The organism is Neoaquamicrobium microcysteis, assembly GCF_008180155.1.
Taxonomy (GTDB): domain Bacteria; phylum Pseudomonadota; class Alphaproteobacteria; order Rhizobiales; family Rhizobiaceae; genus Aerobium; species Aerobium microcysteis.
This window is the reverse complement of record NZ_VSZS01000065.1, coordinates 1-24357: the sequence shown is the minus strand read 5'-3', so window position 1 is coordinate 24357 and position 24357 is coordinate 1. Positions and strand designations below refer to the sequence as shown.

At 64.7% G+C, this 24357-nt stretch carries 26 protein-coding genes and 1 tRNA gene; 6 read left to right on the top strand and 21 right to left on the bottom strand.

Annotation, left to right across the window (positions count from 1 at the left end; all coding sequences use genetic code 11):
- The first annotated feature begins 96 nt into the window (after positions 1 to 96).
- Entirely contained in the window at positions 97 to 636 is a 540-nt protein-coding gene (locus FY036_RS15460; protein ID WP_148915654.1) for a MerR family transcriptional regulator, read from the top strand.
- 296 nt (positions 637 to 932) lie between these two features.
- Here FY036_RS15460 and FY036_RS15455 read toward each other — a convergent pair.
- The 3 genes from FY036_RS15455 to FY036_RS15445 form a co-directional block, all read right to left on the bottom strand.
- A tRNA-Pro gene (locus FY036_RS15455) sits at positions 933 to 1009 on the bottom strand.
- 106 nt (positions 1010 to 1115) lie between these two features.
- A complete protein-coding gene (locus FY036_RS15450; RefSeq protein ID WP_235897685.1) occupies positions 1116 to 1664 on the bottom strand; it encodes a YceD family protein in 549 nt (182 codons plus the stop codon).
- Positions 1661 to 2215: a ubiquinol-cytochrome C chaperone family protein gene (locus FY036_RS15445; RefSeq protein ID WP_148915653.1), complete on the bottom strand. Its 555-nt coding sequence runs from the start codon at positions 2213 to 2215 to the stop codon at positions 1661 to 1663. The genes FY036_RS15450 and FY036_RS15445 overlap by 4 nt, the downstream gene beginning before the upstream one ends.
- A 111-nt stretch (positions 2216 to 2326) precedes the next feature.
- On the opposite strand from FY036_RS15445, the gene FY036_RS15440 reads away from it, so the two are divergent.
- Positions 2327 to 2845, top strand: a complete 519-nt coding sequence (locus FY036_RS15440; RefSeq protein ID WP_148915652.1) for an outer membrane protein assembly factor BamE — start codon at positions 2327 to 2329, stop codon at positions 2843 to 2845.
- Between the two features lie 73 nt (positions 2846 to 2918).
- Here the strand turns inward: FY036_RS15440 and FY036_RS15435 are convergent, their stop codons facing one another.
- The 13 genes from FY036_RS15435 to FY036_RS15375 form a co-directional block, all read right to left on the bottom strand.
- The gene (locus tag FY036_RS15435; protein ID WP_148915651.1) at positions 2919 to 5057 is read right to left on the bottom strand and encodes a sodium-translocating pyrophosphatase; all 2139 of its coding nucleotides are present in this window, start codon (positions 5055 to 5057) and stop codon (positions 2919 to 2921) included.
- A gap of 174 nt (positions 5058 to 5231) precedes the next feature.
- On the bottom strand, positions 5232 to 6446 hold the full coding sequence (locus FY036_RS15430) for an MFS transporter (protein WP_148915942.1): 1215 nt from the start codon (positions 6444 to 6446) through the stop codon (positions 5232 to 5234).
- A gap of 2 nt (positions 6447 to 6448) precedes the next feature.
- Complete coding sequence (gene nusB, locus FY036_RS15425; RefSeq protein WP_148915941.1) at positions 6449 to 6949, bottom strand: transcription antitermination factor NusB; 501 nt, start codon at positions 6947 to 6949, stop codon at positions 6449 to 6451.
- Between the two features lie 8 nt (positions 6950 to 6957).
- Positions 6958 to 7413, bottom strand: coding sequence for a 6,7-dimethyl-8-ribityllumazine synthase (locus tag FY036_RS15420; RefSeq protein WP_148915650.1), 456 nt, complete (start codon positions 7411 to 7413; stop codon positions 6958 to 6960).
- Between the two features lie 109 nt (positions 7414 to 7522).
- A complete protein-coding gene (locus FY036_RS15415; RefSeq protein ID WP_148915649.1) occupies positions 7523 to 8140 on the bottom strand; it encodes a riboflavin synthase in 618 nt (205 codons plus the stop codon).
- Positions 8140 to 9252, bottom strand: a complete 1113-nt coding sequence (gene ribD, locus FY036_RS15410; protein ID WP_148915648.1) for a bifunctional diaminohydroxyphosphoribosylaminopyrimidine deaminase/5-amino-6-(5-phosphoribosylamino)uracil reductase RibD — start codon at positions 9250 to 9252, stop codon at positions 8140 to 8142. The genes FY036_RS15415 and ribD overlap by 1 nt, the downstream gene beginning before the upstream one ends.
- 6 nt (positions 9253 to 9258) lie before the next feature.
- Positions 9259 to 9723 carry a transcriptional regulator NrdR gene (gene nrdR / locus FY036_RS15405; RefSeq protein ID WP_148915647.1) on the bottom strand — a complete coding sequence of 155 codons (465 nt, stop codon included), beginning with the start codon at positions 9721 to 9723 and terminating at the stop codon, positions 9259 to 9261.
- A 34-nt stretch (positions 9724 to 9757) separates the two neighbouring features.
- Complete coding sequence (gene glyA / locus FY036_RS15400) at positions 9758 to 11071, bottom strand: serine hydroxymethyltransferase (protein WP_201744782.1); 1314 nt, start codon at positions 11069 to 11071, stop codon at positions 9758 to 9760.
- A gap of 212 nt (positions 11072 to 11283) precedes the next feature.
- A complete protein-coding gene (locus FY036_RS15395; RefSeq protein WP_148915646.1) occupies positions 11284 to 12531 on the bottom strand; it encodes a L,D-transpeptidase family protein in 1248 nt (415 codons plus the stop codon).
- A 256-nt stretch (positions 12532 to 12787) separates the two neighbouring features.
- Complete coding sequence (gene ldtR, locus FY036_RS15390; RefSeq protein ID WP_148915645.1) at positions 12788 to 13303, bottom strand: transcriptional regulator LdtR; 516 nt, start codon at positions 13301 to 13303, stop codon at positions 12788 to 12790.
- Positions 13304 to 13449: 146 nt separating this feature from the next.
- The gene (locus tag FY036_RS15385) at positions 13450 to 13869 is read right to left on the bottom strand and encodes a DUF6163 family protein (protein WP_148915644.1); all 420 of its coding nucleotides are present in this window, start codon (positions 13867 to 13869) and stop codon (positions 13450 to 13452) included.
- 82 nt (positions 13870 to 13951) lie between these two features.
- Entirely contained in the window at positions 13952 to 14332 is a 381-nt protein-coding gene (locus FY036_RS15380; protein WP_148915643.1) for a RidA family protein, read from the bottom strand.
- Entirely contained in the window at positions 14329 to 14943 is a 615-nt protein-coding gene (locus FY036_RS15375; RefSeq protein ID WP_148915642.1) for a TetR/AcrR family transcriptional regulator, read from the bottom strand. Before FY036_RS15375 ends, FY036_RS15380 begins: the two co-directional genes overlap by 4 nt.
- Before the next feature lie 135 nt (positions 14944 to 15078).
- On the opposite strand from FY036_RS15375, the gene hemB reads away from it, so the two are divergent.
- Entirely contained in the window at positions 15079 to 16104 is a 1026-nt protein-coding gene (gene hemB, locus FY036_RS15370; RefSeq protein WP_148915641.1) for a porphobilinogen synthase, read from the top strand.
- A gap of 3 nt (positions 16105 to 16107) precedes the next feature.
- Here hemB and sthA read toward each other — a convergent pair whose 3' ends face one another.
- Entirely contained in the window at positions 16108 to 17520 is a 1413-nt protein-coding gene (sthA, locus tag FY036_RS15365; protein WP_148915640.1) for a Si-specific NAD(P)(+) transhydrogenase, read from the bottom strand.
- 193 nt (positions 17521 to 17713) lie between these two features.
- Between sthA and FY036_RS15360 the strand changes: the two genes are divergently transcribed.
- The 3 genes from FY036_RS15360 (at position 17714) to FY036_RS15350 (ending at position 20012) form a co-directional block, all read left to right on the top strand.
- Positions 17714 to 18184: an RDD family protein gene (locus FY036_RS15360; protein ID WP_148915639.1), complete on the top strand. Its 471-nt coding sequence runs from the start codon at positions 17714 to 17716 to the stop codon at positions 18182 to 18184.
- A 112-nt stretch (positions 18185 to 18296) separates the two neighbouring features.
- The gene (locus tag FY036_RS15355; protein ID WP_148915638.1) at positions 18297 to 19061 is read left to right on the top strand and encodes an arginyltransferase; all 765 of its coding nucleotides are present in this window, start codon (positions 18297 to 18299) and stop codon (positions 19059 to 19061) included.
- Between the two features lie 51 nt (positions 19062 to 19112).
- Positions 19113 to 20012 (top strand): DMT family transporter, encoded by a 900-nt coding sequence (locus FY036_RS15350; protein WP_148915637.1) that lies wholly within the window; start codon positions 19113 to 19115, stop codon positions 20010 to 20012.
- Here FY036_RS15350 and FY036_RS15345 read toward each other — a convergent pair whose 3' ends face one another.
- From FY036_RS15345 to msrP, 4 genes are all read right to left on the bottom strand, one after another.
- Entirely contained in the window at positions 20013 to 21530 is a 1518-nt protein-coding gene (locus tag FY036_RS15345; RefSeq protein ID WP_148915636.1) for an ATP-binding protein, read from the bottom strand. It abuts the gene before it with no gap.
- Between the two features lie 91 nt (positions 21531 to 21621).
- Entirely contained in the window at positions 21622 to 22119 is a 498-nt protein-coding gene (locus FY036_RS15340) for a DUF3592 domain-containing protein (RefSeq protein ID WP_161601143.1), read from the bottom strand.
- Positions 22120 to 22269: 150 nt separating this feature from the next.
- The gene (msrQ, locus tag FY036_RS15335) at positions 22270 to 22917 is read right to left on the bottom strand and encodes a protein-methionine-sulfoxide reductase heme-binding subunit MsrQ (protein WP_148915634.1); all 648 of its coding nucleotides are present in this window, start codon (positions 22915 to 22917) and stop codon (positions 22270 to 22272) included.
- A 2-nt stretch (positions 22918 to 22919) separates the two neighbouring features.
- Positions 22920 to 23867: a protein-methionine-sulfoxide reductase catalytic subunit MsrP gene (msrP, locus tag FY036_RS15330; RefSeq protein WP_148915633.1), complete on the bottom strand. Its 948-nt coding sequence runs from the start codon at positions 23865 to 23867 to the stop codon at positions 22920 to 22922.
- Positions 23868 to 24357: the final 490 nt, after the last annotated feature.

Sequence of the window (24357 nt, the reverse complement as noted above, 5' to 3'; positions counted from 1 at the left end):
AATAAAAACTGCGCACGAGCGATGCTGCGTGCTTGCAACGGCTGCCGCAAGTCGGTGGAATAACGCACGATTCGCCAATCGGAGCACTGGCCTCAAATGGACAAAAGCCCTGACGCCTTCCGCACGATCAGCGAGGTGGCCGAGCAGCTCGACCTGCCGCAGCACGTCCTGCGCTTCTGGGAAACCCGCTTCAACCAGATCAAGCCGATGAAGCGCGGCGGCGGGAGGCGATATTACCGCCCCCAGGACGTCGAACTCATCAAGGGCATCCGCCACATGCTCTACGACCAGGGTTACACGATCAAGGGCGTGCAGAAGCTCCTGCGCGACAACGGCAACCAGTTCCTGGTCGCGATCGGCAGTGGCGATCTTGCCGCCATCGAGGTGATCGCACAGCGCAAGCAGGCAGCCGTAGAGGCGGAGGAAGCCGCCTCACGCCCGCGCGGCGACGACGAGATGCTCGTCGGACAGCCGCGGGTCAAGCCCGGCCGGCGCTTCTTCGGCCTTGGAAAGAGCGAGGAGGAAGGCGCGGTCCAGAGCGGGGACGGCCGCCTCTCGCGCGACAACCGCGCGCTGCTGCAGGAAGCGCTGTTCGACCTGCTGGAGTGCAAGCGCCTGCTCGATCAGGTGCGCTGAGCAGCGACAGCGCAAGGCTGGCCTGCCACAAGGTGCCGGCCAAAAAAGCGAATGCCCGGCAGCGTGCTGGGGGGCCGCTCGCTACCGGGCTTTGTCGCATCACGCTTCCGTTGCGGAAGCATTTGGAAGATGCGCCGCGTAAGTTAACGCCCGGTAAATTTTTGAAGGCCACTGCGAAATATCGTGCCTTTTTGGGACAAAAGCAGGCCGCCTCAGAGGCAGGCTATGCCACCGCTGACAGATAAATGTCTGCTGCCATTGAGCGAGACCATTGTCGGCCGGCATCAAAGAAAAAATGGTCGGAGCGGCGGGATTCGAACCCACGACCCCTTGACCCCCAGTCAAGTGCGCTACCGGGCTGCGCTACGCTCCGAACCGCGGAAAGCCCTATAGTCTCGCCGTGTGTAAGGCAAGCGCCAAATCGCCTAAGTGTGAATAAAGACGCATATATTTGGCAGGCCCGAGGAGCGGTGCCTCCCTCAATTCCTGTTCTTCAGCGCCTGGAGTTTCTCGAACAGGGGGCCGCGCTTTTCCTCGGCGGACGATCCGCCCTCGCCCGGTACCGCCACGCCCGCCTTGCGCGGGTAGGGGTTGATGCCCAGCGCAAAGAACTCCTCGGCAAGCTGGCCCACATCCACGGTGTCGCCCGAAAACGGTTCCGGCGCGTCGTCACCTTCCGCGTCGAGGAGTATCTCGCCCTCGGCGGAACGCCTGGGGACGTTCAGCTTGGAATTTTCGGGCAGGAACAGGGCCGCCACCTCTTCGTCCACCTCTTCGCGCACAGGCTCCAGCGTCACGATGCATTCCTGCACGATGGCAGCCTTCACCGTGCCTGTGACCCTAACGCCGCCCTTCTTCCATGTGGTCACGTCGAGTTCCGCGACGAATCGCTCGACGGCCACAAGGCCGTGCGCCGCCGCCAGCGCGGCGCGCTGCTGCTCGTCTGCGTCGATCGTCACCGGCATGCCCTTCTTGGGCAGCCGCGCGACGTTGACGGGGAAGGAAACCGGGCTGACCGTCTCGTTCACGCCACCGCCTCCCCTTTGCCGGCCTCCGGAAAGGCCACCTTGCCCGCCAGCAGCGCATCGTCGTCCTGCGCTGCCAGCACTGCGGCTGCTTCCTGCATGTAGGCTGCAAGCTTCGGCGCTTCCGGCCAGGCCTCGCTCTCGGGCAGCACGTTGCGCGCAAGGGCTGCGGCCAGGGCCTCGCCGTCTCCTGCCGCCAGCGCCTCGCGATACGCCTCGGCGCGGCCGTAGAACATCTTCGCCAGCTTCTTCATCCGCTTGGGTACGCCCAGATCGCCGATACCGAGCTCGCGCAGCGAATGCTCGACATCCTTGAAGAACTCGTCGGTCATATCCTGCGCCATTTCGCCAAGCGCCGGGGGTGCGCCGCGCGCGCGGTCGAGAAACAGGAACATGTGCACCGAAAGCATCTCGAAGCGGCCCAGCGGCGTATCAGGCACGCCCCACTGCGAATAGAACACCGGCTGCCGCGCGGATGCCACGATTTCTCCGTAAAGCGCATCGGTCACGAGCTGGTTGGGGCGCCGACCGAGACTCAATATGGACTTGAACATGGCAAAGGCTTTCCAAACGGCCCGTTTCGGGTGCGGCGCGGTTGCATCGCCGCGCAAGCTGGTTTACCGGTTTTGCCGCTCGGCGCAAGCCGCACAGGGGACAGGATTATCATGGATCTGATGACGCAGACGCGGAATTTCAAGCCGGATGCAGCCCGTTCGGCGCGCGCGGCGCTCATCGCCATCGGCGCGGCCGTCTTTCTGGCGGGCTGCAATTCCAGCAACGTGATGCAGGTCAGCGAGACGATCAGCCACGGCTACATTGTCGATCAGGACACGCTCGACATGGTGCCTGTCGGCTCCAGCCGCGAGCAGGTGCTTCTGGCGCTCGGCTCACCGTCGACGACCGCGACCTTCGACAACGAGGTTCTCTACTACATTTCCCAGACCCGCGTCCGGCCGGTCGCCTTCATGAACCCCAGCGTCACTGACCAGAGCGTGCTGGCCGTGTATCTGGGTGATGACGGCCGCGTGACCAACATCGCCAATTACGGGCTTCAGGACGGCAAGGTCTTCGATTTCATCTCGCGCACGACGCCGACAGGCGGCAAGGACCAGAGCTTCGTCAGCCAGCTCATCACCGGCGTTGCCGGTCGTCCGGGCTCGGTGCCGGCCGGCATGGGCAGATAGCCCACAAAATACCAGCCTCGAATCAGGAAGGCCGCGGGATCGCTCCCGCGGCCTTCTTCCTTGGTGCCGACAATCAGTGCGCGAGTACGGCCAGAAGCAGCAGCGCCATGATGTTGGTGATCTTGATGGCCGGGTTGACGGCCGGGCCGGCGGTGTCCTTGTAGGGATCGCCCACCGTGTCGCCCGTCACCGACGCCTTGTGGGCCTCGGAGCCCTTGAGGTGCTTGACGCCGTCCTTGTCGGTGAAGCCGTCCTCGAACGACTTCTTGGCGTTGTCCCACGCACCGCCGCCAGAGGTCATCGAGATGGCGACGAACAGGCCGTTGACGATCACGCCCAGCAGCATCGCGCCCAGCGCGGCGAAGGCCGACGCCTTGGAGCCGGAAATGAGCAGCACGCCGAAATAGACGACGAGCGGCGCCAGAACCGGCAGCAGCGACGGCACGATCATCTCCTTGATCGCCGCACGGGTGAGCATGTCCACGGCGCGCGCATAGTCGGGCTTGGAGGTGCCCGCCATGATGCCCGGATCGGCCCTGAACTGCCTGCGCACCTCTTCCACGATCGAGCCTGCCGCACGTCCCACCGCCGTCATGGCGATGCCGCCGAACAGGTAGGGAATGAGGCCGCCGAAGATCAGGCCCGCCACCACGTAGGGGTTGGACAGTGAGAACGACACGTTCTCCATGCCCTGGAAGTAGGTGTAGGTGTCACTGTTGGCGATGAAGTATTCCAGATCGTAGGAATAGGCCGCAAACAGCACCAGCGCGCCGAGACCGGCGGAGCCGATCGCATAGCCCTTGGTGACGGCCTTGGTGGTGTTGCCGACGGCGTCGAGCGCGTCCGTCGAGTGGCGCACTTCCGGCGGCAGGCCCGACATTTCGGCGATGCCGCCTGCATTGTCGGTAACCGGGCCGAAGGCGTCCAGCGCCACGATCATGCCGGCAAGGCCCAGCATCGTGGTCACCGCAATGGCGGTGCCGAACAGGCCGGCGAGCTGGAACGTTGCCAGGATGCCGCCGACGATCACGATTGCCGGCAGCGCGGTCGATTCCAGCGAGACCGCGAGGCCCTGGATGACGTTTGTGCCGTGGCCGGTGACGGATGCCTGCGCGATCGAGTTCACCGGGCGCTTGTCGGTGCCGGTATAGTATTCGGTTATCACCACGATCAGGCCGGTGACGACCAGACCGATGATGCCGCAGACGAAGAGCGCCGTACCGGTGATGTCCATGCCGCCGACGGTTCCGATGGAACCCCAGCCGATGGTCAGCGAGGTGGCCGCGCCGACACCGATGATGGTGAGAAGGCCGGTGACGATCAGGCCCTTGTAGAGCGCGCCCATGATCGAGCCGTTGGAACCCAGCTTGACGAAGAAGGTGCCTACGATCGAGGTGAGGATGCACGCCGCGCAGATGGCCAGCGGATAGATCATGACCGAACCGAGCACGTCGGTGCCGGCAAAGAAGATCGCGCCGAGAACCATGGTGGCGACGACGGTCACCGCGTAGGTCTCGAACAGGTCGGCCGCCATGCCCGCACAGTCGCCGACATTGTCGCCGACATTGTCTGCGATGGTTGCCGGGTTGCGCGGGTCATCCTCCGGAATACCCGCTTCCACCTTGCCCACGAGATCGCCGCCCACGTCGGCGCCCTTTGTGAAGATGCCGCCGCCGAGGCGTGCGAAGATCGAGATCAGCGAAGCGCCGAAGCCGAGGGCCACCAGCGCATCGATAACGGTACGGTCGTTCGGCGCAAAGCCGCCCGGGCCAATGAGGATCACATAGTAGACGGAAACCCCCAGCAGGGCGAGGCCGGCCACCAGCATGCCGGTGATGGCGCCCGCCTTGAAGGCCACGTCGAGGCCGGCAGCGAGGCTGTTGGACGCGGCCTGTGCGGTGCGCACGTTGGCGCGCACGGAGACGTGCATGCCGATATAGCCCGCAGCGCCCGAAAGCACCGCGCCGATGAGAAAGCCGATTGCGGCCCAACCGGACAGCAACAGCCATGCAAGCACGAAGACGACCACGCCGACGATGGCGATGGTTGTATACTGACGGTTGAGATAAGCCTGCGCGCCCTCCCGGATCGCGCCGGCAATCTCCTGCATGCGTGCGTTGCCCTGATCGGCCGCAAGGACCGACTGCGTCGCCCATACGGCGTACACGATAGACAGAACGCCGCAGAGAATGACGACATAAAGCATTGTCATTTCACGGATTTCCTCGATTGGCGGCCCGAAAGACCCCTCCCCGGGCCAAGTTTGAACAAGGCAGAATCCGAATGGTCTCCACCCTTCCGCCGCAGCTTGCGAAACGGTCTGGCCAACGTCAAGGTTCTGTTGGGTTTTTGCCCGCTTTTCGCCCGGAGCGGCCGGCGTTCGGGCCTACTCGCCGGCAGCGAGCCTGTCGCTTCGCGATACGACCTGCAGCCCTATCAGGCCGGCAACGCAGAGGACGACCACCGGAAACACGATCCAGTTGAGCATGTCCCAGCCCCATTCGTTGTAGACGACGCCCGACAGGAAGGAGGCGAGCGCCACGAAGCCGAAGAGGATGAAGTCGTGCAGGCCCTGCACCTTACCCTTTTCGGAGGGGCGGTAGGTTTCAGCCACCATTGCGGTCGCGCCGATGAAGCCGAAGTTCCAGCCGAGACCGAGCAGGATCAGCGCCGTCCAGAACTGCCAGAGTTCGATGCCCGACAGCGCCACCAGCGCGCAGCCCACCAGCAGCGCCAGCCCCACGGCCACGATGGGCTCGCGGCCAAAGCGGGCGATCAGCTTGCCGGTGAAGAAGGAGGGGGCGAACATGGCCATGACATGCCACGAGATGCCGAGCGTCGCCTCGTCCGGCGAAAAGCCGCAGCCGACCATGGCCAGCGGCGCACCCGTCATGACGAAGCTCATCAGCGCGTAGGAGCCCACGGCGCACAAGAGCCCCACGGCAAACAGCGGCTGTCGCACGATCTCGGAAAGCGGGCGCGCGGGCGCCTCGGCCATGCCCGAAACGACGTTGCTGCGCGCATCGTTGCGCGGCAGGAAGGCCAGGATTGCCGCGCCCACAGCCGCCAGCAGCACGATCGAAGCGAAAGAACCGGCGAACATCACCGGCGCGAGCAGCTCGCGCGTGAAGATGACGACCTGCGGCCCGAGAATGGCGGTTATCACCCCGCCGGCCAGAACGAACGAAATCGCCTTGGCCTTGAAGGCCGGAGGCGCGTTGTCGGCGGCAGCGAAGCGGAACTGCTGCACGAACGCACCACCGAAGCCGGTTACCAGCAGCCCGAACGCGAACAGCCAGAAAGAGGCCTCGAAAAGCCCCAGCGTGGCGAGGACACCGCCCAGCGCCGTCACGCCCGTTCCGGTCATGAAGCCCGAGCGCTGGCCCATGCGCTTGATGATGCCGGCGGCCGGGATCGCACCAACGGCCACCCCGACGGTGAAGGCCGTGACCGGAATGGTCGCCAGCGACTTGTCCGCCGCGAGAAGGTAATAGCCTGCGAGCCCGCCTATCGAGATGGCGATGGGGGCTGCCGAACCGACGATCGCTTGCGAGGCGGCGAAGATGATCGCCGCCCGTCTCGCTTGCGCTTCGCCGGGCATTGTCACTCGGGATTCTTTCCCTTGCCTTCGCCGCGAACCCGCCGCGAGACGCGGTCCAGCACCGCGTTGACGAGCTTGGGTTCGTCGTCCTCGTAGAACGCCTTGGCGATATCGACATATTCCGAAACGATGACGGCCACGGGCACGTCGTCGCGCCGCATGATCTCGTAGACACCGGCGCGGAGGATCGCGCGCAGGGTGGAGTCCAGTCGCGACAGCGGCCAGTCCTCGGTCAGCGCCTGCCGGATGATGGGATCGACCGTCTTCTGGTTCTCCACCACGCCAGACAGGATGGAGCGGAACCACTGCGCGTCCGCCTCGCGGTATTGCGCGCCGTCCACTTCCTTGCCGAGGCGAAACTGCTCGTATTCTGCAGTGATTTCGAGGATGCCGCTTCCGGCGACGTCCATCTGGTAGAGCGCCTGCACGGCCGCAAGCCTGGCTGCGCCGCGCTTGTTGGCCTGGCGCGGTCCGGTCGGCTTGGCGGTAGTGTCGGGTTTGATAGTCAAGATCACGCTCCGAGACGCTGGCGCAGTTCGATCATCGTCAGCGCGGCCCGCGCCGCGAAGCCGCCCTTGTCGCCTTCGTCGGGCTTCGCCCGCGCCCACGCCTGCGCCTCGTTCTCGACCGTCAGGATGCCGTTGCCGATCGCGATCGATTCCGCCACCGCAAGGTCCATCAGGGCACGGCACGATTCGTTGGCGACGATGTCGAAATGGTAGGTTTCGCCACGGATCACACAGCCCAGCGCCACAAAGCCATCATACGCCACGCCGCCCTCTTCCGCACCGTCCATGGCGAAAGAAATCACGGCCGGAATTTCCAGCGCGCCGGGCACGGTGACAACGTCGTAGCCGGCGCCGGCCGCGTCCAGCGCGGCCTTCGCGCCGGCCAGCAACGCGTCGGAAAGCGCATCGTAAAAGCGCGCCTCGATGATGAGCAGTTTGGGGGGATTGGTGCTTGCCATTCTCTTCTCCGCGGATCGCCGGGTGACTTAGGCCGAAGCAGGCACCTTAGCAAGCGGTTCATTGCGGATGGCGGGGTTGCGCGGCGCGCAAGGCTTCGGGGGCTTTGGACTAAAGCCCCTCTTCCGCAGCCTGAGCAAGACGCGCCGCGTAGCGGGCCATGGTATCGACCTCTAGATTGACCCGGTCGCCGACGTTTCTTTCGCCCCAGGTGGTGACCGATAGCGAGTGATGGATCAGCAGCACGTCGAAACGCGTCCGCTCGACACGGTTGACCGTGAGCGACGTGCCGTCCAGCGCGACCGAACCCTTGGGCGCTATGAATTTCGCCAGCTCGGCCGGCGCTTCGAGCGTGAAGCGCACGGCATCGCCCTCGTCCTTGCGCTCGACGAGCTCGGCCATGCCGTCGATGTGGCCCGACACGATATGCCCGCCCAGTTCGTCGCCGATCTTCAGCGCGCGTTCCAGGTTGATCCGGCTGCCTGCCAGCCATTCCGAGGCGGTCGTCAACCGCAGCGCTTCTTCCCAGGCTTCCACCTCGAACCAGCGCTGGTTCGAGCCCGCGTCGGGCAGCGCCACCACCGTCAGGCACACGCCCGCGCAGGAAATCGACGCGCCGATATCGATCGTCGCAGGGTCGTAGCCCGTGTCGATGCGCAGCCGCACGCCTTCGGGCAGCGGCGATGCCGCATTCACCGTTCCGATGTCGGTCACAATGCCGGTGAACATCAGCGCATCCTCACATATTCGCGGTAGCGGTCGTCGCCGAAAGCGGCTTCACGCACCAGCAGGAACCCTTCAGGCATCTGCCCGCCGGTCAAAGGCGTTGCGACGCCGCCCTCGCCTATCAGCACCGGTCCCTCGAAGAGCGCGATGCGGTCGACAAGATCGTCCTCCAGAAAGTTCCGGGCCGTCTCGGCCCCGCCCTCGACCATCACCGTCATGGTGCCCTGCGCGGCTAGGTCTTCCAGCAGTTCGGGCAGCGCGATGCGCCCGTCGTGGGTCTCGACGGCCAGGAAGCCGACACCCTGTTCAGCAAGTGCGGCGCGGCGATCCGGCTCGGCGTCGGCAGCAGCGGCAACCAGCGTCGGCGTCTTGCGCGCGGTGCGGGCGAGCTTCGAGCTGGCGGACAGGCGCAGGCCCCTGTCCAGCACGATCCGCGACGGCGAGCGCGCTTCCAGCCCCGGCAGGCGGCATGTCAGTTCGGGATCATCCGCAAGCGCCGTGCCGATGCCCACCATGATGGCGTCGCTCTCGGCGCGCATGACGTGTACCTGCCGTCGTGAGACCGGGCCGGTGATGGCCACCTGCCCTTCACCCAGCCTGCCGATCATGCCGTCAGCCGAAACCGCAAGTTTCAGAGTCACTTCCGGCCGCTTCCTCAGGGATCGAATCAGGTAGCCGGCCATCATGTCGGCCGCTTCCACGGCCAGGTCGTTCTCGACGACCTCGATGCCGGCAGCCCGCAGGATCGCATATCCCCTGCCCGACACACGCGGGTCGGGGTCGCTGGCCGCCCCCACCACCCGCGCCACGCCTGCGGTCACCAGCGCTTCGGCGCAAGGCGGCGTGCGGCCATGGTGGGCGCAGGGCTCAAGCGTGACGTAGGCGGTCGCGCCGCGCGCAAGCTCACCTGCTTCGGCAAGCGCCTGCGTCTCGGCGTGCGGCCTGCCGCCCATCGCCGTCACGCCGCGCCCGACGATCACGCCGTCGCGCACGATCAGGGTCGCAACCGATGGATTGGTGGCAGTCAGGCCGAGGTGGCGGCGCGAGAGGCGGATCGCGGCGGCCATGAAGCGGGCATCCACCTGCTCCCGCATGGCCGTGTCGGGAACCGCCATCGCCGCCTACTCCTCGTCTTCGTCGCCCCGCAATTCGCCGAGCACCTCGTGGAAATCCTTGGCCTCGCGGAAATTGCGGTAGACCGAAGCGAAGCGCACATAGGCAACGTCGTCTATCGACTTCAAGGCCTCCATAACGAGCCGGCCGATCTCGCCCGCCACGATCTCCGTCTCGCCCGAGCTTTCCAGCTGGCGGACGATACCCGTCACCGCGCGTTCTATCCGCTCGGGATCGACATTGCGCTTGCGAACCGCGATTTCCATGGAGCGCAACAGTTTGTCGCGGTCGAAAGGCACCTTGCGGCCCGATTTCTTCACCACGACGAGGTCGCGAAGCTGGACGCGCTCGAACGTGGTGAAGCGTCCGCCGCAATCGGGGCAGACGCGGCGCCTGCGGATCGCGACCCCATCCTCGGCGGGACGGGAATCCTTCACCTGCGTGTCTTCGGACTGGCAGTAAGGGCAGCGCATGGTTCTCTTCCGGCGAATCTATGTCGCCAGAGCCTTACCCCAGATAGGGGTAAAGCGGAAACCGTTCGCAAAGCGCTTCCACCTTCTGGCGCACCGCCTGCTCGACTGCGGCGTTGCCCTCGTCGGAGTTTGCGGCCTTCAGCCCGTCCAGCACTTCGGCGATCAGCTTGCCGATCTCGCGGAACTCGGCCGCGCCGAAACCGCGCGTGGTGCCGGCCGGCGTGCCGAGGCGCACGCCTGAAGTGACGAACGGCTTTTCAGGGTCGAACGGTATGCCGTTCTTGTTGCAGGTGATGTGCGCGCGGCCGAGTGCTGCCTCAGCGCGCTTGCCGGTCGCGTTCTTCGGCCGAAGGTCCACCAGCATCAGATGGTTGTCGGTGCCGCCCGAGACGATGTCGAGGCCGGTTTCCTGGAGGCTTGCGGCCAGCGCCTTGGCATTGGTGACGACGTTCTGCGCATAGGTGCGGAACTCCGGCTCCAGCGCCTCGCGGAAGGCCACGGCCTTGGCGGCGATCACGTGCATCAGCGGGCCACCCTGCAGGCCGGGAAACACGGCCGAGTTGATCTTCTTGGCGATGTCCTCGTGGTTGGTGAGGATCATGCCGCCGCGCGGGCCACGCAGCGACTTGTGCGTGGTCGTCGTCACCACATGGGCGTGCGGCAGCGGCGACGGGTGCTGGCCGCCGGCGACCAGACCCGCGATGTGAGCCATGTCGACCATCAGATACGCGCCGACCGCGTCGGCGATCTCGCGAAAACGCTTCCAGTCCCAGATGCGCGAATAGGCCGTGCCGCCGGCGAGAATGAGCTTCGGCCTGGTCTCATGCGCCTGCTTCTCGATGGCGTCCATGTCGAGCAGGTGGTCGTCCTCGCGCACGCCATAGGAAACGACGTTGAACCACTTGCCGCTCATGTTGACGGGCGACCCGTGGGTCAGGTGACCACCGGAGTTCAGGTCGAGGCCCATGAAAGTGTCGCCGGGCTGCAGCAGCGCCAGAAACACCGCCTGGTTCATCTGGCTGCCGGAGTTGGGCTGAACGTTGGCGAAGTTGCAATCGAACAGCTTCTTGGCCCGCTCGATCGCCAGTTCCTCGGCGATGTCGACGAACTGGCAGCCGCCGTAATAGCGCTTGCCCGGATACCCCTCGGCGTATTTGTTGGTCATGATCGACCCCTGCGCCTCCAGCACGGCGCGCGAGACGATGTTTTCCGAGGCGATCAGCTCGATCTCGTCGCGCTGGCGGCCGAGTTCCTTGCGGATCGCGCCGAAAATCTCGGGATCGCGGGTTTCGAGCGCCTCGGTGAAGAATGCGGAAGCATTGGTCGCGGCAGCGGAGTCCAGGGCCATAAGATCAGTCCTTCGGTCGGCTAGAGCATTCTGCGATCGGACGGAGCCGTCCGATGTCCGCACGAATGCGGCTGGAAAGTCGCGGGCGCATTAACACACTTCCCGCCGGCCTTCCATGTTCGCCGCGCGAATTTTGATCGCCGCTTCACGCCATTGCGCAAAGAAAAAGGCCGCCCCGCGGGACGGCCTTGATCCTGTCGTGCGGCAAGGGCTCAAAGCGTGGAGATCTGCAGCTCCGCCGCCCCGTCGAGGCGATAGATGTCGTCGCGGAAATGGGCGACGCCATCGCCGGCCCATGCGGAGACGTAGGCCAGATAGATCGGTACCGGATTGGTCACAGGCACCTTGATGTCGGACTCGGCCTGGATCGTCTGTTCGATCTGGCGACGGTCCCAGCCCGCCGTGTCGCGCAGGATCCACGTCACAAGGTCGCGCACGTTCTGAACGCGCACGCAGCCTGACGAGTGGAAACGCTCGATTTCGTTGAACAGGCTCTGCTGCGGGGTGTCGTGCAGGTAGACCGCGTGCTGGTTGTGGAAGTTGATCTTGGTCGTCGCCATCGCGTTGATGCGGCCGGGGTCCTGTCGGAAACGCAGCTTCGCCGCCTCTTCCGTCGACCAGTCGATGGTCATAGGGTCGACTTCGCCGTTGGGCCCGAGGATGCGGATGTTGTTCTCGGCCAGATAGTTCGGGTTCTGGCGCATCAGCGGGATGATGTCGCGGCGCACGATCGATTCGGGCGCGTTCCAGTACGGGTTGATGTTGATCTCGTGGACGCGCGAATTGAGGATCGGCGTCTGCCGGTCGATCTTGCCGACGACCGCGGTATGTCGGGTGACGACGCGATCGTTCTCCATCGCCTCGATCTGTGCGGCGGGAATATTGACCACCACCTGGCGTGCGCCGAACGCACCGGCGAACTCGCGCAGGCGGCCGAGGTTGGTTTCAAGCTGGCCGAGGCGCACGGGCGCGGAAACGTTCATGGCCGCATAGGTGAAGCGACCGGTGGCGCCGTCGGCCGGCAGGCCGTGGCGGGTCTGGAAGCGCTTGAGCGCGGCATCGACATAGGTGTCGAACGCAGGCGAGATGCCCGCGCGCTCCGAAAGGTCGCCCGAGATCATCAGACGACGGCGCAGTTGCTCGACGTCCGGATCGACCATGCCCAGCTTGAGGGCCTTGTTGGCGGGCACAGGCTGCCAGCCACCCCGCGCAACGAGGTCCTGATACTGGAACAGCATCTGCTCGGTATTCGCCAGCGTGGTGTTGCTGAAGATCGGCGAAGTCGAAACCACGTTGCCCGACTGCGTCGACGACCGCGAATCGAACTGGTCGTCCCAGTTGCCACGCTGCGTCGACGACAGGATGTCGTCGATGGCGTTCTGCCCGAAGGCGCTGCTTGAAATAGCGGTAGCGGCTGCTGCACCGGCACCTGCGAGGAAGATACGGCGAGATGTCTTCATGGATGTTCCCGACACTTTTCACAAAGGTCGCGGACAAAGGCCGCGAGCGTCTTTTACGCAGCCTGGGCGATTAACGTTAATTTTCGCCAAACCCGAGCGCGCCGATCCCTTAACGGAAGGGGTAATCCCCGGTTCCATTCCTTTATGGCAGCATCGTGACCGCGCGCCAAAAACAGGCGAACCGCCAGCGGCGCGCGGCCGCTCGCGGTTCGTGCGTGCCGGGGCGCGCTCGCCCCCGGCCATCCTGCCGATCGCCTTACATGCGGTAGGCGATGGTATCGTTCCAGAAGCGGTCCAGACGCTGCAACGCGCGGTTCATCTGCTGGAATTCTTCGGAATTGATGCCGCCGACCTGTTCGATCGAGCCGATGTGACGCTCGTAGAGCCGTCCCACGACCTCGGCGATCTCCTGCCCCTTCGGCGTCAGGCTGACGCGGACCGAACGACGGTCCACCCGCGAGCGCTGATGGTTGATGAAGCCGAGATCGACCAGCTTCTTCAGATTGTAGGAGACGTTCGAACCCAGGTAGTAACCGCGCGAGCGCAGTTCGCCTGCGGTGAGCTCTGCCGAACCGATATTGAAAAGCAGCAGCGCCTGAATGGAATTGATGTCGCTGCGGCCGTTACGGTCGAACTCATCCTTGATCACGTCAAGCAGACGGCGGTGAAGCCGCTCTACGAGCTGGAGCGATTCAAGATAAAGCGAACGGATCGCATCCTTGCGTTCTTCATTCTTCTCAGCGGGCTTCGCCGCCTGTCGCGAAGTCATCATGGTCTAGCCTCTCGTTTAACGCCCGGTGATCTTGTTTTTGTTCTCACCTTGGCCCGACCTTATCGAATGCACATAAAATTCGACTTAAACCGCAGGCTTAACAAGGGCTTACCAGCGTCGGAGCTTAAAAGAGGCCTAAGAAAGGGTTAATTCGCCTCCCTTCGCGACTGGAGGAAGAAGATGAGGCGGAAGACGCAGTAGATGGCGGCCACCAGCGCATGGGACGCCACAACCCAGTAGCGCGTGCCGAAAAGATCTGGGAAGCCAAGATACATCGTGGTCTCGATCGCGGCGCAGATGAACCAGATCACCGGCCCCCACGAGGCGAGCATCCACAACCCGCTCGCGGCGAAGGGAAACAGGGCTGCAAGGCATACCGAGGCGACCTGCCAGTGAACCGGCATCAGGTCGAACCGCCATGCGGCGCCGTCGTAGAAGCCTACGAGCCTTACCCAGTAGAGAATGCCGAACAGCAGGCTGTACACGGCGACGAGACGGTGGAACCACTGATAGAGCAGTTCCAGCGTCGTCGCGTGCAACGGCGAGCGTTCGAAAGCCTGAAGCATTGGTGGCCGGACACTCCCCCGACGTTTCGATTCGTCGAGCAGAATAGGCGCCCCCGGCAGCACCGCAAGCGCCCATGGCCGGCTATTTCGCCGCGATGGCCTCGATTTCCACCCGCAGGGCCGGCGAGGCAAGCGCCTTCACGTAGACAAGAGTGACGGCTGCTGGCGGCTGCACCAGAAGCGGGGCTGCCGCGCCGGTGAAGCCCTCGAAGTCGGCTTCGTCGGTGAGATAGATGGTGGTCTTTACGATGTCCTCCGGCGTCATGCCGCCGGCGGCGAGCACCGCGGTCAGGTTCGCGATGGCGACGGTCGCCTGCTCGCCGATGCCTTCAGCGACGCTGCCGTCAGGCCGCATGCCGACCTGGCCGGATACGAAAACCATGCGCGAACCGGCCTGCACCTCGACGCCGTGGCTGTAGAATGGCGGCGGGTTCATTCCTTCGGGATTGAATTTCCTGTTCATGTCTCACTCCTCTCTCTTGTTGTCTGATGTCCTGCACGCGCCCGGTCCCGCGATTGCCGCAGCAGGTCGAACTGCGACCGCACCGCCTCCTGGAAATTCTTGTCGAACCGGCCTGCCCGGGAGAAAACCAGGATGCCGTGATAGAGAAGAAGAAGCCTGCTTGCCTCCGCATCCACCTGTTCGGGCTCGATCTCACGCTCCAGCACGGCGCGGATGCCCGACGTGACCAGATCGAAAGACCGCGCCATCTCCTCGTCCACCGGCGAGCCCCGCGTTCCGAACTCGATCGTCGAATTGACGACGAGGCAGCCGCTGCCGTCGGTCATGGGCTCCCTGAACAGTGTGAGGAACAGCTGCTCCAGATCGTCGAGCGTAGCCACCGGCCCAGCATGCGCTGCGATGCGCCCGGCCACGTAACCGTCGACGTAGAAGGCCATCGCCGCGCGAAACAGCCCGTCCTTGTCGCCATAGGCGTTGTAGAGGCTGCCCGAGCTCAGGCCCGTCGCTTCCTCGAGCTGCTTGATCGAGATGCCCGCATAGCCATGGCGACGGAAAGCGTGCATCGCACTCGCCAGCACCTCGGTCTCGTCGAAAGAGCGGTTGCGTCCCATCGGGTCCTCTTATTAGATCGTTCATTTTAAAATAAACGTTCTTAAATAATTGTCCAGCGTCATTTTGGCCTGTGCTGGCAGGGTTGGTCCGCTCGCCCCGGCCGTGATAGAAGCCCGCGAACCGGAGTGAACGCCATGAACAGCCCCGCCCGCCTGAAGCCGTTGCGCAGCGTCGACGAGATCACCGGCTCGCGCAGGCTTCGCCGCATGCGCAAGGCCGACTGGTCGCGCAGGCTGGTTCAGGAAAGCCGCCTCACCGTGGACGACCTGATCTGGCCGATCTTTCTGGTCGAGGGTGAGAACCGGCGCGAGGAAGTGGCTGCCATGCCGGGCGTGTTCCGCCTGTCGGCCGATTTGGCCGTGCGCGAGGCCGAGCGCGCGGCGAAGCTGGGCATTCCCGCACTGGCCACCTTCCCGAACGTGGATTTGTCGCTGCGTGACCGCACCGGTTCGGAAATCCTGAACCCGGACAATCTCATCAATCGAGCGACGCGCGCCATCAAGGCGGCGGTGCCCGAAATCGGCGTCATCACCGACGCCGCACTGGATCCGTTCACCAGCCACGGCCACGACGGCATTCTCGACAACGGCATCATCATCAACGACGAGACCGTCGAGCAGGTGGCGGCGGGAGCCGTGCTTCAGGCTGCGGCCGGTTCCGACATCATCGCGCCGTCCGACATGATGGACGGGCGCATCGGCGCGATCCGCGACGCGCTCGACGTCGCCGGCTTCCAGGATGTCGCGATCATGTCCTACGCCACCAAGTTCGCCTCCGCGTTCTACGGCCCCTATCGCGAAGCGATCGGCACCAAGGGGCTGCTGCAGGGCGACAAGAAGACCTACTACATCGACCACGCCAACACCGACGAAGCCGTACGCGAGACCGAGCAGGACATCGCCGAGGGTGCCGACATGATAATGGTCAAGCCCGGCCTGCCCTATCTCGACATCATCCGCAGGCTGAAGGACGAGTTCCAGATGCCGACCTTCGCCTATCAGGTGTCGGGCGAATACGCGATGATCGAGGCCGCCGCCGCGAATGGCTGGATCGACGGCGAGAAGGCGATGATGGAATCGCTGCTGGCCTTCAAGCGTGCCGGCTGCGACGGCATTCTCACCTATTTCGCGCCGCGCGTGGCCGAGCTGCTCAAGGGCTGACCGTCAGGCGGCCGGCACGGCCTCGCGCCGCCAGCCCATCCGGTTCCATGCGTCGAGGCCGGCGATCTTGTAGGCCTCGGCAAGCGTGGGATAGTTGAACGTATTCTCCACGAAGAAATCCACCGTGCCGCCGAGGTTGATGACCGCCTGGCCGATATGGATCAGCTCGGTCGCGCCCTCGCCTACGATATGCGCGCCCAGAAGCCGCCGCGTTTCCAGCGAGAAGATGAGCTTCAGGAAGCCGGAATCGACGCCCATGATGTGGCCGCGCGAGGTTTCGCGAAACCGCGCCACGCCGCACTCGTAGGCCACGCCGCTCTTGCGCACTTCCTCTTCCGACTGGCCGACGGTCGAGATTTCCGGCACCGCGTAGATACCGTATGGAAACGTCGCCGGCGGAGGCGGCAGCGCGATGCCGAAGGCGTGGCATGCTGCCACCCTGCCCTGCTCCATCGAGGTCGATGCGAGGCTCGGAAAGCCGATCACGTCGCCGCAGGCATAGATGTGCGGCACCGAAGTCTGGAACGTATCGGGGTCCACCTTGATGCGGCCGCGCCCGTCCGCCTCGATCCCCACCGTTTCGAGGCCCAGCGACGCGGTGTTGCCCACCCGGCCGGCGGCGTAGAGCACCGTTTCCGAGCGCACGGTCCGCCCGTCGGCCAGCACCACCTCGGCGCCCGTAGGCCTCACCTCGATGCTGTTGACCGAGCTGCCCAGCCTCACGGTGACGCCCCGGTCGCGAAGCTGGTGGATGAAATCGTCGACGAGTTCCCTGTCCACGAAATCCAGAATCCTGTCACGCGGCTCCACCAGCGTCACCGGAACGTCGAGCGCCGAAAAGATCGTCGCATATTCGACGCCGATCACGCCGCCCCCGATGACGGTGAGCGTGCGCGGCAGCCGTTCGATCTCCAGAACCTCGTCGCTGTCCAGCACGCGCGCGCCGTCGAAGGGCACGCTCTCCGGTCTGTAGGGCCGCGTGCCGACCGAGATCATCGCGTGATCGAAGGACACGTCCGAGATTTCACCGGTCTCGGTCGTCAGCCTTGCGCGGTTGGCGTCGATGAAGGATGCGCCCGCCTGCGCGCTGCGCACGCCGTTGCGCAGGAACTGGTGCTGCAGCACCTCCACCTCGTGGTCCAGCGTCTTGTGCAGCCGCTGGATCAGGTCGGTGGATGAGATGTCCTGCTTCACGCGGTAGCCGCGCCCGTAGAACCCGCGCTCGCGCCAGCCAGACAGGTTCAGCACCGTCTCGCGCAGCGTCTTCGACGGAATGGTGCCGGTGTGAACCGAGACGCCGCCAAGCCGCCTGCCACGGTCCACCACCAGCACCGACTTGCCCAGCTTGGCTGCCTGCACGGCGGCGCGCCGGCCCGAAGGTCCGCTGCCGATGACCAGCATGTCGAAATGTTCCATTCGCGTCGCGCCTTCCCGTCCCACAGCGGCTGCCCGATGCCGCACTGCACCATCCCTAAAGCCAAAGCGTTTCGATGACGTTTCCAGCAATTGAATAAAATGGCGGTTATCGGTATCCCCGGCTGCGTTTCTTGAAATCGCGGAAACAATTCCCATCTGCGATGCCAGGCAACAAACAGGAGCAACCGACATCATGAACGCCCGCGTTCTCGACGGTGAGATCATCACTTCCCGCCTTGACGACATGCGCGTCTATGAAGGCGTTCGCACGCGCCGTATCGTCGCGTTCCTGATCGACTACGTCATCATCGCGTTGCTGCTCATCCCCTTCGCCATCGTCGTCGCCATTCTTGGCGTCCTCACGCTGGGCCTCGGCTGGATGCTCTTTTCCATCCTCGGGCCTGCTGTGGCGCTGCTCTACATCTGGAACACGCTTGGCGGCCCCAATCAGGCCACCGTCGGCATGGGCATGATGGGCATCAAGCTGGAACGTCTCGACGGCCGCCCGATAGACGGCATGATCGCCGTGGTGCACTCGGTGCTGTTCTGGGCCGGCAACGTCATCCTCACGCCGCTCATCCTGCTAGCGTCGCTCTTTCTCGACCGAAAGCGTACGGTGCACGACCTTTTGCTGGGCACGGTCGTCACCCGGTCGGAACGTTAGGCAATAAGGCGTATACGCTCACGAAGGTTTGCGCTGCATCATCTTTCAATATTTTGCAGTTGACGTTTTCATGGCGCATGACAAGCCTATAGCTGAATAGCAGCAACGGCTCATGAAGCACCAACCGACGCAATCGCCGCAATTCTTCCTGACAGCGCCCTCGCCGTGCCCGTATGTGGACGGCCAGTTCGAGCGCAAGGTCTTCACTCACCTCGTCGGCGACCGCGCGCCAGAGCTCAACGATCTGCTCACGCAGGGCGGCTTCCGCCGGTCGCAGAACATTGCCTATCGCCCCGCCTGCGAAAGCTGCCGGGCCTGCGTGTCCGTGCGAATCCTGGTGGACGAGTTCGAACCCTCGCGCAACATGAAGCGCATTACTGCGCGCAACGCCGACCTCATCGGCGCCGAGCACGAAGCCGAGCCCTCGACCGAACAGTATTCGCTGTTTCGCACCTATCTCGATTCACGCCACAAGCGCGGAGGCATGTCGGACATGACCGTGCTCGACTACGCCATGATGGTCGAGGACACCCACGTCCAGACAAAGATCATCGAATACCGCAGGCGCGGGCCCGACTCCTTCATCACCGGCAAGGGCGAAGGCGAACTGATCGCCGTGGCGTTGACCGACCGCATGGGCGACGGGCTTTCCATGGTCTACTCGTTCTTCAACCCCGAGCTCGAGGATCGCTCGCTCGGGACGTTCATGATCCTCGACCACATCGCGCGTGCGCGGTCTGCCGGCCTGCCCCACGTCTATCTCGGCTACTGGGTCAACGGGTCACGAAAGATGGCGTATAAGGTCCGCTTCGGGCCACAGGAGCACCTCGGCCCAAAGGGCTGGGAGCGTTACGACCAAGGTTCCGGCCATCCCTGAGCCGGCAACTCCCGGCGACCAGCCACATCAGCGGCCAGCCGGAGCGTCTTCATGTCCGCCCATCACGCCGACCACTCGAAGGGTCTGCTCCTGACAGCCATCGGCGGGCTGGCGCTGACGGTCGACATTCCTCTCATCAAGCTCGCCAATGGCGACGTCTGGTCGATCCTCTTCCTGCGCGCCTCCTCCACGCTTCTTGCAGCCATCGTCATCTGGCTGGTCTGGCGGGCGGTGGCCCGCAACGCGCCTCCGCTGGTGCCCGGTCGCGCGGGGCTGGCCGTCGCCGCCCTCTACAGCATTACCTCGGTCTGCTTCATGGCTGCGGTGTTCCACACCTCAACGGCCAACCTGGTCTTCATCGTTGCGTTCAGCACCGTTTTCGCGACCGCCCTGTCATGGATTTTCCTCAAGGAACGGCCGAAGCCGCCCACACTCGCCGCAATGGCTGTGATGATCGTGGCCATTGGCATCATCGTGCAGGATGGTCTCAGCTCAGGCGGCTGGTTCGGAGACCTGCTGGCGCTGGGAGCGGCATTGTCCATCGCAGCGGCGATCGTGATTTCGCGCGCAAGCGGCCGCGACATGGGCTTCACTCCGCTTGTGGCGGTCGTCATTCCGCTGCTGATCGGGGGCGCGGTGGTCGCGCAGAACGGGTTGAACGTCGAAGCGCCGTTCTGGATCGTGCTCGACGGGCTCGTCATCATCCCTGTCGCATTCTTCCTGCTCGCCACCGGTCCGAAATATATCTCCGGCCCGGAAGTCGCGATGTTCTATCTGCTGGAAACCGTGCTCGCGCCGATCTGGGTATGGCTGATCTTTTCGGAGACGCCGACCTCCCAGAGCCTGCTGGGCGGGCTCATCCTCATATCCGCGCTGCTCGCCCATTCGCTGTGGCAGCTTCATCAGGGGCGAAAGCGGCGGGCCACGCTGGCCTTGCGCCACGCGCCCTGATTACTCGGCCGCGTCCCGGCCCTCGGGCGTCTCGTCCGGCGCATTCGGGTCACCAGGCGCGCTTTCGGCGCCGAGGTCGGGAAAAACGACTATCCGCATGCCATGAAAGTCGGTGCGCACGACCAGCAGACCGCGCTCTTCGAAATAGGTGAGAAGCCGGCGGGCGCGGGACAGCGAGTGCGTGCCGTAGGCTCGCGCCAGCGTCGCATCCGATGGGCATGGCGCGCCCGACACCGCTGCCTGCGCGACGATCAGGAATACGCCCTGAATGTCGTCGGTAAGGCCCTCCGACATTCGTAGAGCCTCTTGCCAGGCATCTCCGGTCGCCATGTCCTTGTCCACGCCCGCACGAGCGATGGCAAGCTGTCGCTTGAAGGCCGACAGATCGAGGGCGGCACCCGGAACGCGATGGATACGACAGCGCACCAGAAAATCCTGATAGAGCACTGCCACCGAGCGGAAACCGGCATCCGGGTCCGCAACGATCTCGGCCAGAACGCTTTCGATGGCCGCCTTGCGTTCGGCCTCGTCGATCTCGGGAAACAGCGATGCAGCATCCGCAGAAGCAGGCTCGGGCCGCGACTTCACCAGTTGGGCCAGAATTTCGGCTGTGGGGGTCGGCGGAGGTGGAGGCGGCGGGCGCCTCACCGGCTGGCGCAGTTCGGCCGGGTCCACCTTGAAGATGAGTTCCGCCGCATCTTCCGGAGCCGTGTCGGGCAGAGGCATCAGCTTGGGGCTGACGGAGCGTGCGGACGTTTCGACCGGGCCGATCGCAACGGGCAGCGGACGGCGCGCGATGGCAGGGCCGAGTGCGACGAAGCGGCCGCGCTCCAGATCGCGGAACTGTTCGGCTTGCCGCCGATCCATTCCGAGCAGGTCGGCGGCACGCGCCATGTCGATGTCGAGAAAGGTGCGCCCCATCAGGAAGTTGGATGCTTCGGCTGCCACGTTCTTGGCCAGCTTGGCCAGACGCTGGGTTGCGATAACGCCGGCCAGCCCGCGCTTGCGGCCACGGCACATCAGATTGGTCATAGCGCCCAGCGACAGCTTGCGCGCCTCGTCCGAGACCTCTCCCGCAGCCGCCGGCGCGAAAAGCTGCGCCTCGTCGACCACCACCAGAACCGGATACCAGTGATCCCGCTCGGCATCGAACATGCCGCCCAGAAACGCTGCCGCAGCCCGCATCTGCTGCTCGACATCCAGACCTTCAAGGTTGAGCACGACGGAAACGCGGTGCTGCCTGATGCGGCCCGCGATGCGGGTCAGTTCGGCCTCGGTGCGCGCGGCATCCACCACCACGTGGCCGAACCGGTCGGCCAGCGTGACGAAGTCGCCTTCCGGGTCGACCACGCACTGCTGAACCCACGGTGCCGATTGCTCGAGCAGGCGGCGCAAAAGGTGCGACTTGCCGGACCCGGAATTGCCCTGAACGAGCAGCCGGGTGGCGAGCAGTTCCTCAAGATCGACGGATGCGGACGCGCCGCCCGCGCCCGTGCCCAGATCGATGCCGACCTTCATTCATGCCTCGACGCTCGTTGCGAAACGGCAGGCATAGCATCCCGCGGCGCGGGATGCGCGGGCGGGTGCGCGCAATTCACAAGAGAGGTCGTCAGTCGCGACGGTTTGACGCCCGCAGAGGAGCGACCAGCAGGCCGAGCCCGACCAGCAGGCAGGCGAGCCCCACCCCGCCGCGCCAGATGGCGCTCTCGGCGGGAAATGCCGTGTCCAGATAGGCATGCTCGGGATCGTGCGGATCGTGGAAGGCCGGCACGCTGCGCCCCGTCACCCTTGCAAAGAGCAGCCGGCGATAGAGCGTGCGCAGCCGCCGGTCGTGCGGGGCGGCGCGGTCGTCGAGGCTCGCCGCATAGCCGGCATAGGTCTGGCCGGCCACTTCGAACTCATACACGACGGAAAGCACCAGTTCCGTCGAGAACGCATCGCTGCCTGGCTCGGCATAATGCTCTTCGACCAGCGACGCAGACACGATCCGCGCTTGCGCCGACGGCCAGGAGGAGGCCTTCAGATGGATGATAGCCTGCTGCCAGGGAAGGGTGAACAGAATGGCCGCGCCGGCCAGCGCCAGCACGAGGCCGGTGACGGCCCACATTCCCGGTCGGCGCGAAACGCCGTGTGCGGCCCGGGTTCCCCCGAAGCTCAACGTACCCATTGTCGGCCCCCGCCGATCTGTTTCCCGGCCTCCACATTAGCAACATATCAATTGCGGAACGGACAAGGAATTCGTTCAAATTGCGAGGAGCTACCGATTGGCCGCCTCCGAAAGGCTGACGCGCCGCTCCTTTCGCCATTGCATGATGCGCGGGCGAAGCGGCCGGTAGGCCACCAGCAGGAAGGCGAGCACCAAGTAGATGAAAGGCTCGAACGTCACCACCTTGACCGACATGGCGTAGTGGGTCGCGCCCGCCAGCACGATGACGTAGCTGAGCTTGTGGAGCTTGTTCCAACGCTGGCCGAGCCGGCGGATCGACCAGGAATTGGAGGTGAGCGCCAGCGGGACGAGCATGACGAGCGCGGCCATGCCGATGGTGATGAACGGCCGCTCGGCGATGTCCTTCACGATCTCGGACAGGTTCAGGTTCTGGTCGAGGATCATGTAGGTGAGGAAGTGCATGACCACATACCAGAACGCCAGCAGGCCCAGCGCGCGGCGATAGCGGATGAGGTTGAACCCCGCCAGATCGCGCAGCGGCGTGACGGCGAGCGTGGCCAGCAGGAAGCGCAGCGCCCAGATGCCCAGCAGATGCTCGAACACCTTCACCGCGTTGCCGGGGATCTGCCCCGTCGCGCCGAGATAGAAATACCACGCCGCCGGCACGAACCCGACCGCATAGAGCAGCCAGATGCTGGCCGGCCGCCAGTTCCATGATTTCGCCTGCGGCTGCGCCATGGTCAGTAATTGGCCCTAAGATCCAGCCCGTCATAGAGGCTGGCAACCTCCTCGGCATAGCCGTTGAAGGGCAGCGTGGGCCGCCGCGCGGAGTTGAAGAACCCGCCCTCGCCGATGCGGGTCTCGCTGGCCTGGCTCCAGCGCGGATGATCGACTTCCGGATTCACGTTGGCGTAGAAGCCGTATTCGCTGGGCTGCATGCGCGACCAGCTCGTCACCGGCTCGTCCTCGACAAGCGTGATGCGCACTATCGACTTGATGCCCTTGAAGCCGTATTTCCACGGCACGACGAGCCGCACGGGCGCGCCGTTCTGCTTGGGCAGGGTCGCGCCGTAGAGGCCGACCGACAGGATGGTGAGCGGATGGCGCGCCTCGTCGAGCCGCAGGCCCTCGACATAGGGCCATTCCATGGGCTGGAAGAGGCCGCGCTGGCCGGGCATCTCTTCGGGCCGCACCACGGTCTCGAAGGCGACGTATTTCGCGCTGCCGAGCGGCTCGACCTGATCGAGCAGGGCCGCAAGCGGGAAGCCCACCCACGGGATGACCATCGACCACGCCTCGACGCAGCGCATCCGGTAGATGCGGTCCTCAAGCGGGAAGGCGCGCAGGGCATCGACATCGAAGGTTTTCGGCTTGCCCACGAGGCCGCCGACCTCCAGGGTCCACGGCTCCGGCTGGAAATCGCCCGAGCGGGAGGCCGGATCGCCCTTGCCGGTACCGAACTCGTAGAAATTGTTGTAGCTGGTGATGTCCTGAAACGAGGTGTGGGCCTCGTCGGTGGCGTAGGGGCCGGGCGTGGTGGTGAGCGGCGCGGCCTGCGCGCCCGACCCGCCGATGAAGGGCAGCGCGGCCGCCGCCCCTGCGCCTGCCAGAAGGCTGCGACGGTTCATCCAGACGCCCTGCGGCGTGATCTCGGATGCCGCGATCTTCGGATACCGGTATGCGGCCATGGACATTCCACTCCCTGATTTTAGCCCGCGGGCAAAGCCCTGCAGTCGACAGCCAGTCACGATGCGAAGCTGTATATAGTTTCGGCCGAAACGGTTGAAATGTTACATCACGATGGAGTGTTCCTTCTGTTTTTCGCTCACGCGCCGCATCGCCGCCTTGGGCGGCTGGCGCTCCGCGAGGGCGGGCCAAGCGGCCCGACGCCCGGTCGGGCTTGCGGCCTGCGGCCGGGATATGGGCGTGCGGCATCGGCGCCGCGCCGCGTTGCGGCGGCGGCCGATCGTGCAAATCTTGTGAGACGGCGGGGTTCCCGTTCATGAGGTGTCGGGGGCTTCCAGCGCCGCCATGGCGAGGCCGTGGGTGTCTTCGAGGATGACGTGAACTGGCCTGCCCCTATGAGGTGGTCCGGTTTCAGTTTTAATGCATGATCGGCTTTCCGGCCATTGCCTGTGCAGATGGTGGTGCCGTTCTACGGTTCGGCGCCGGCCAGAT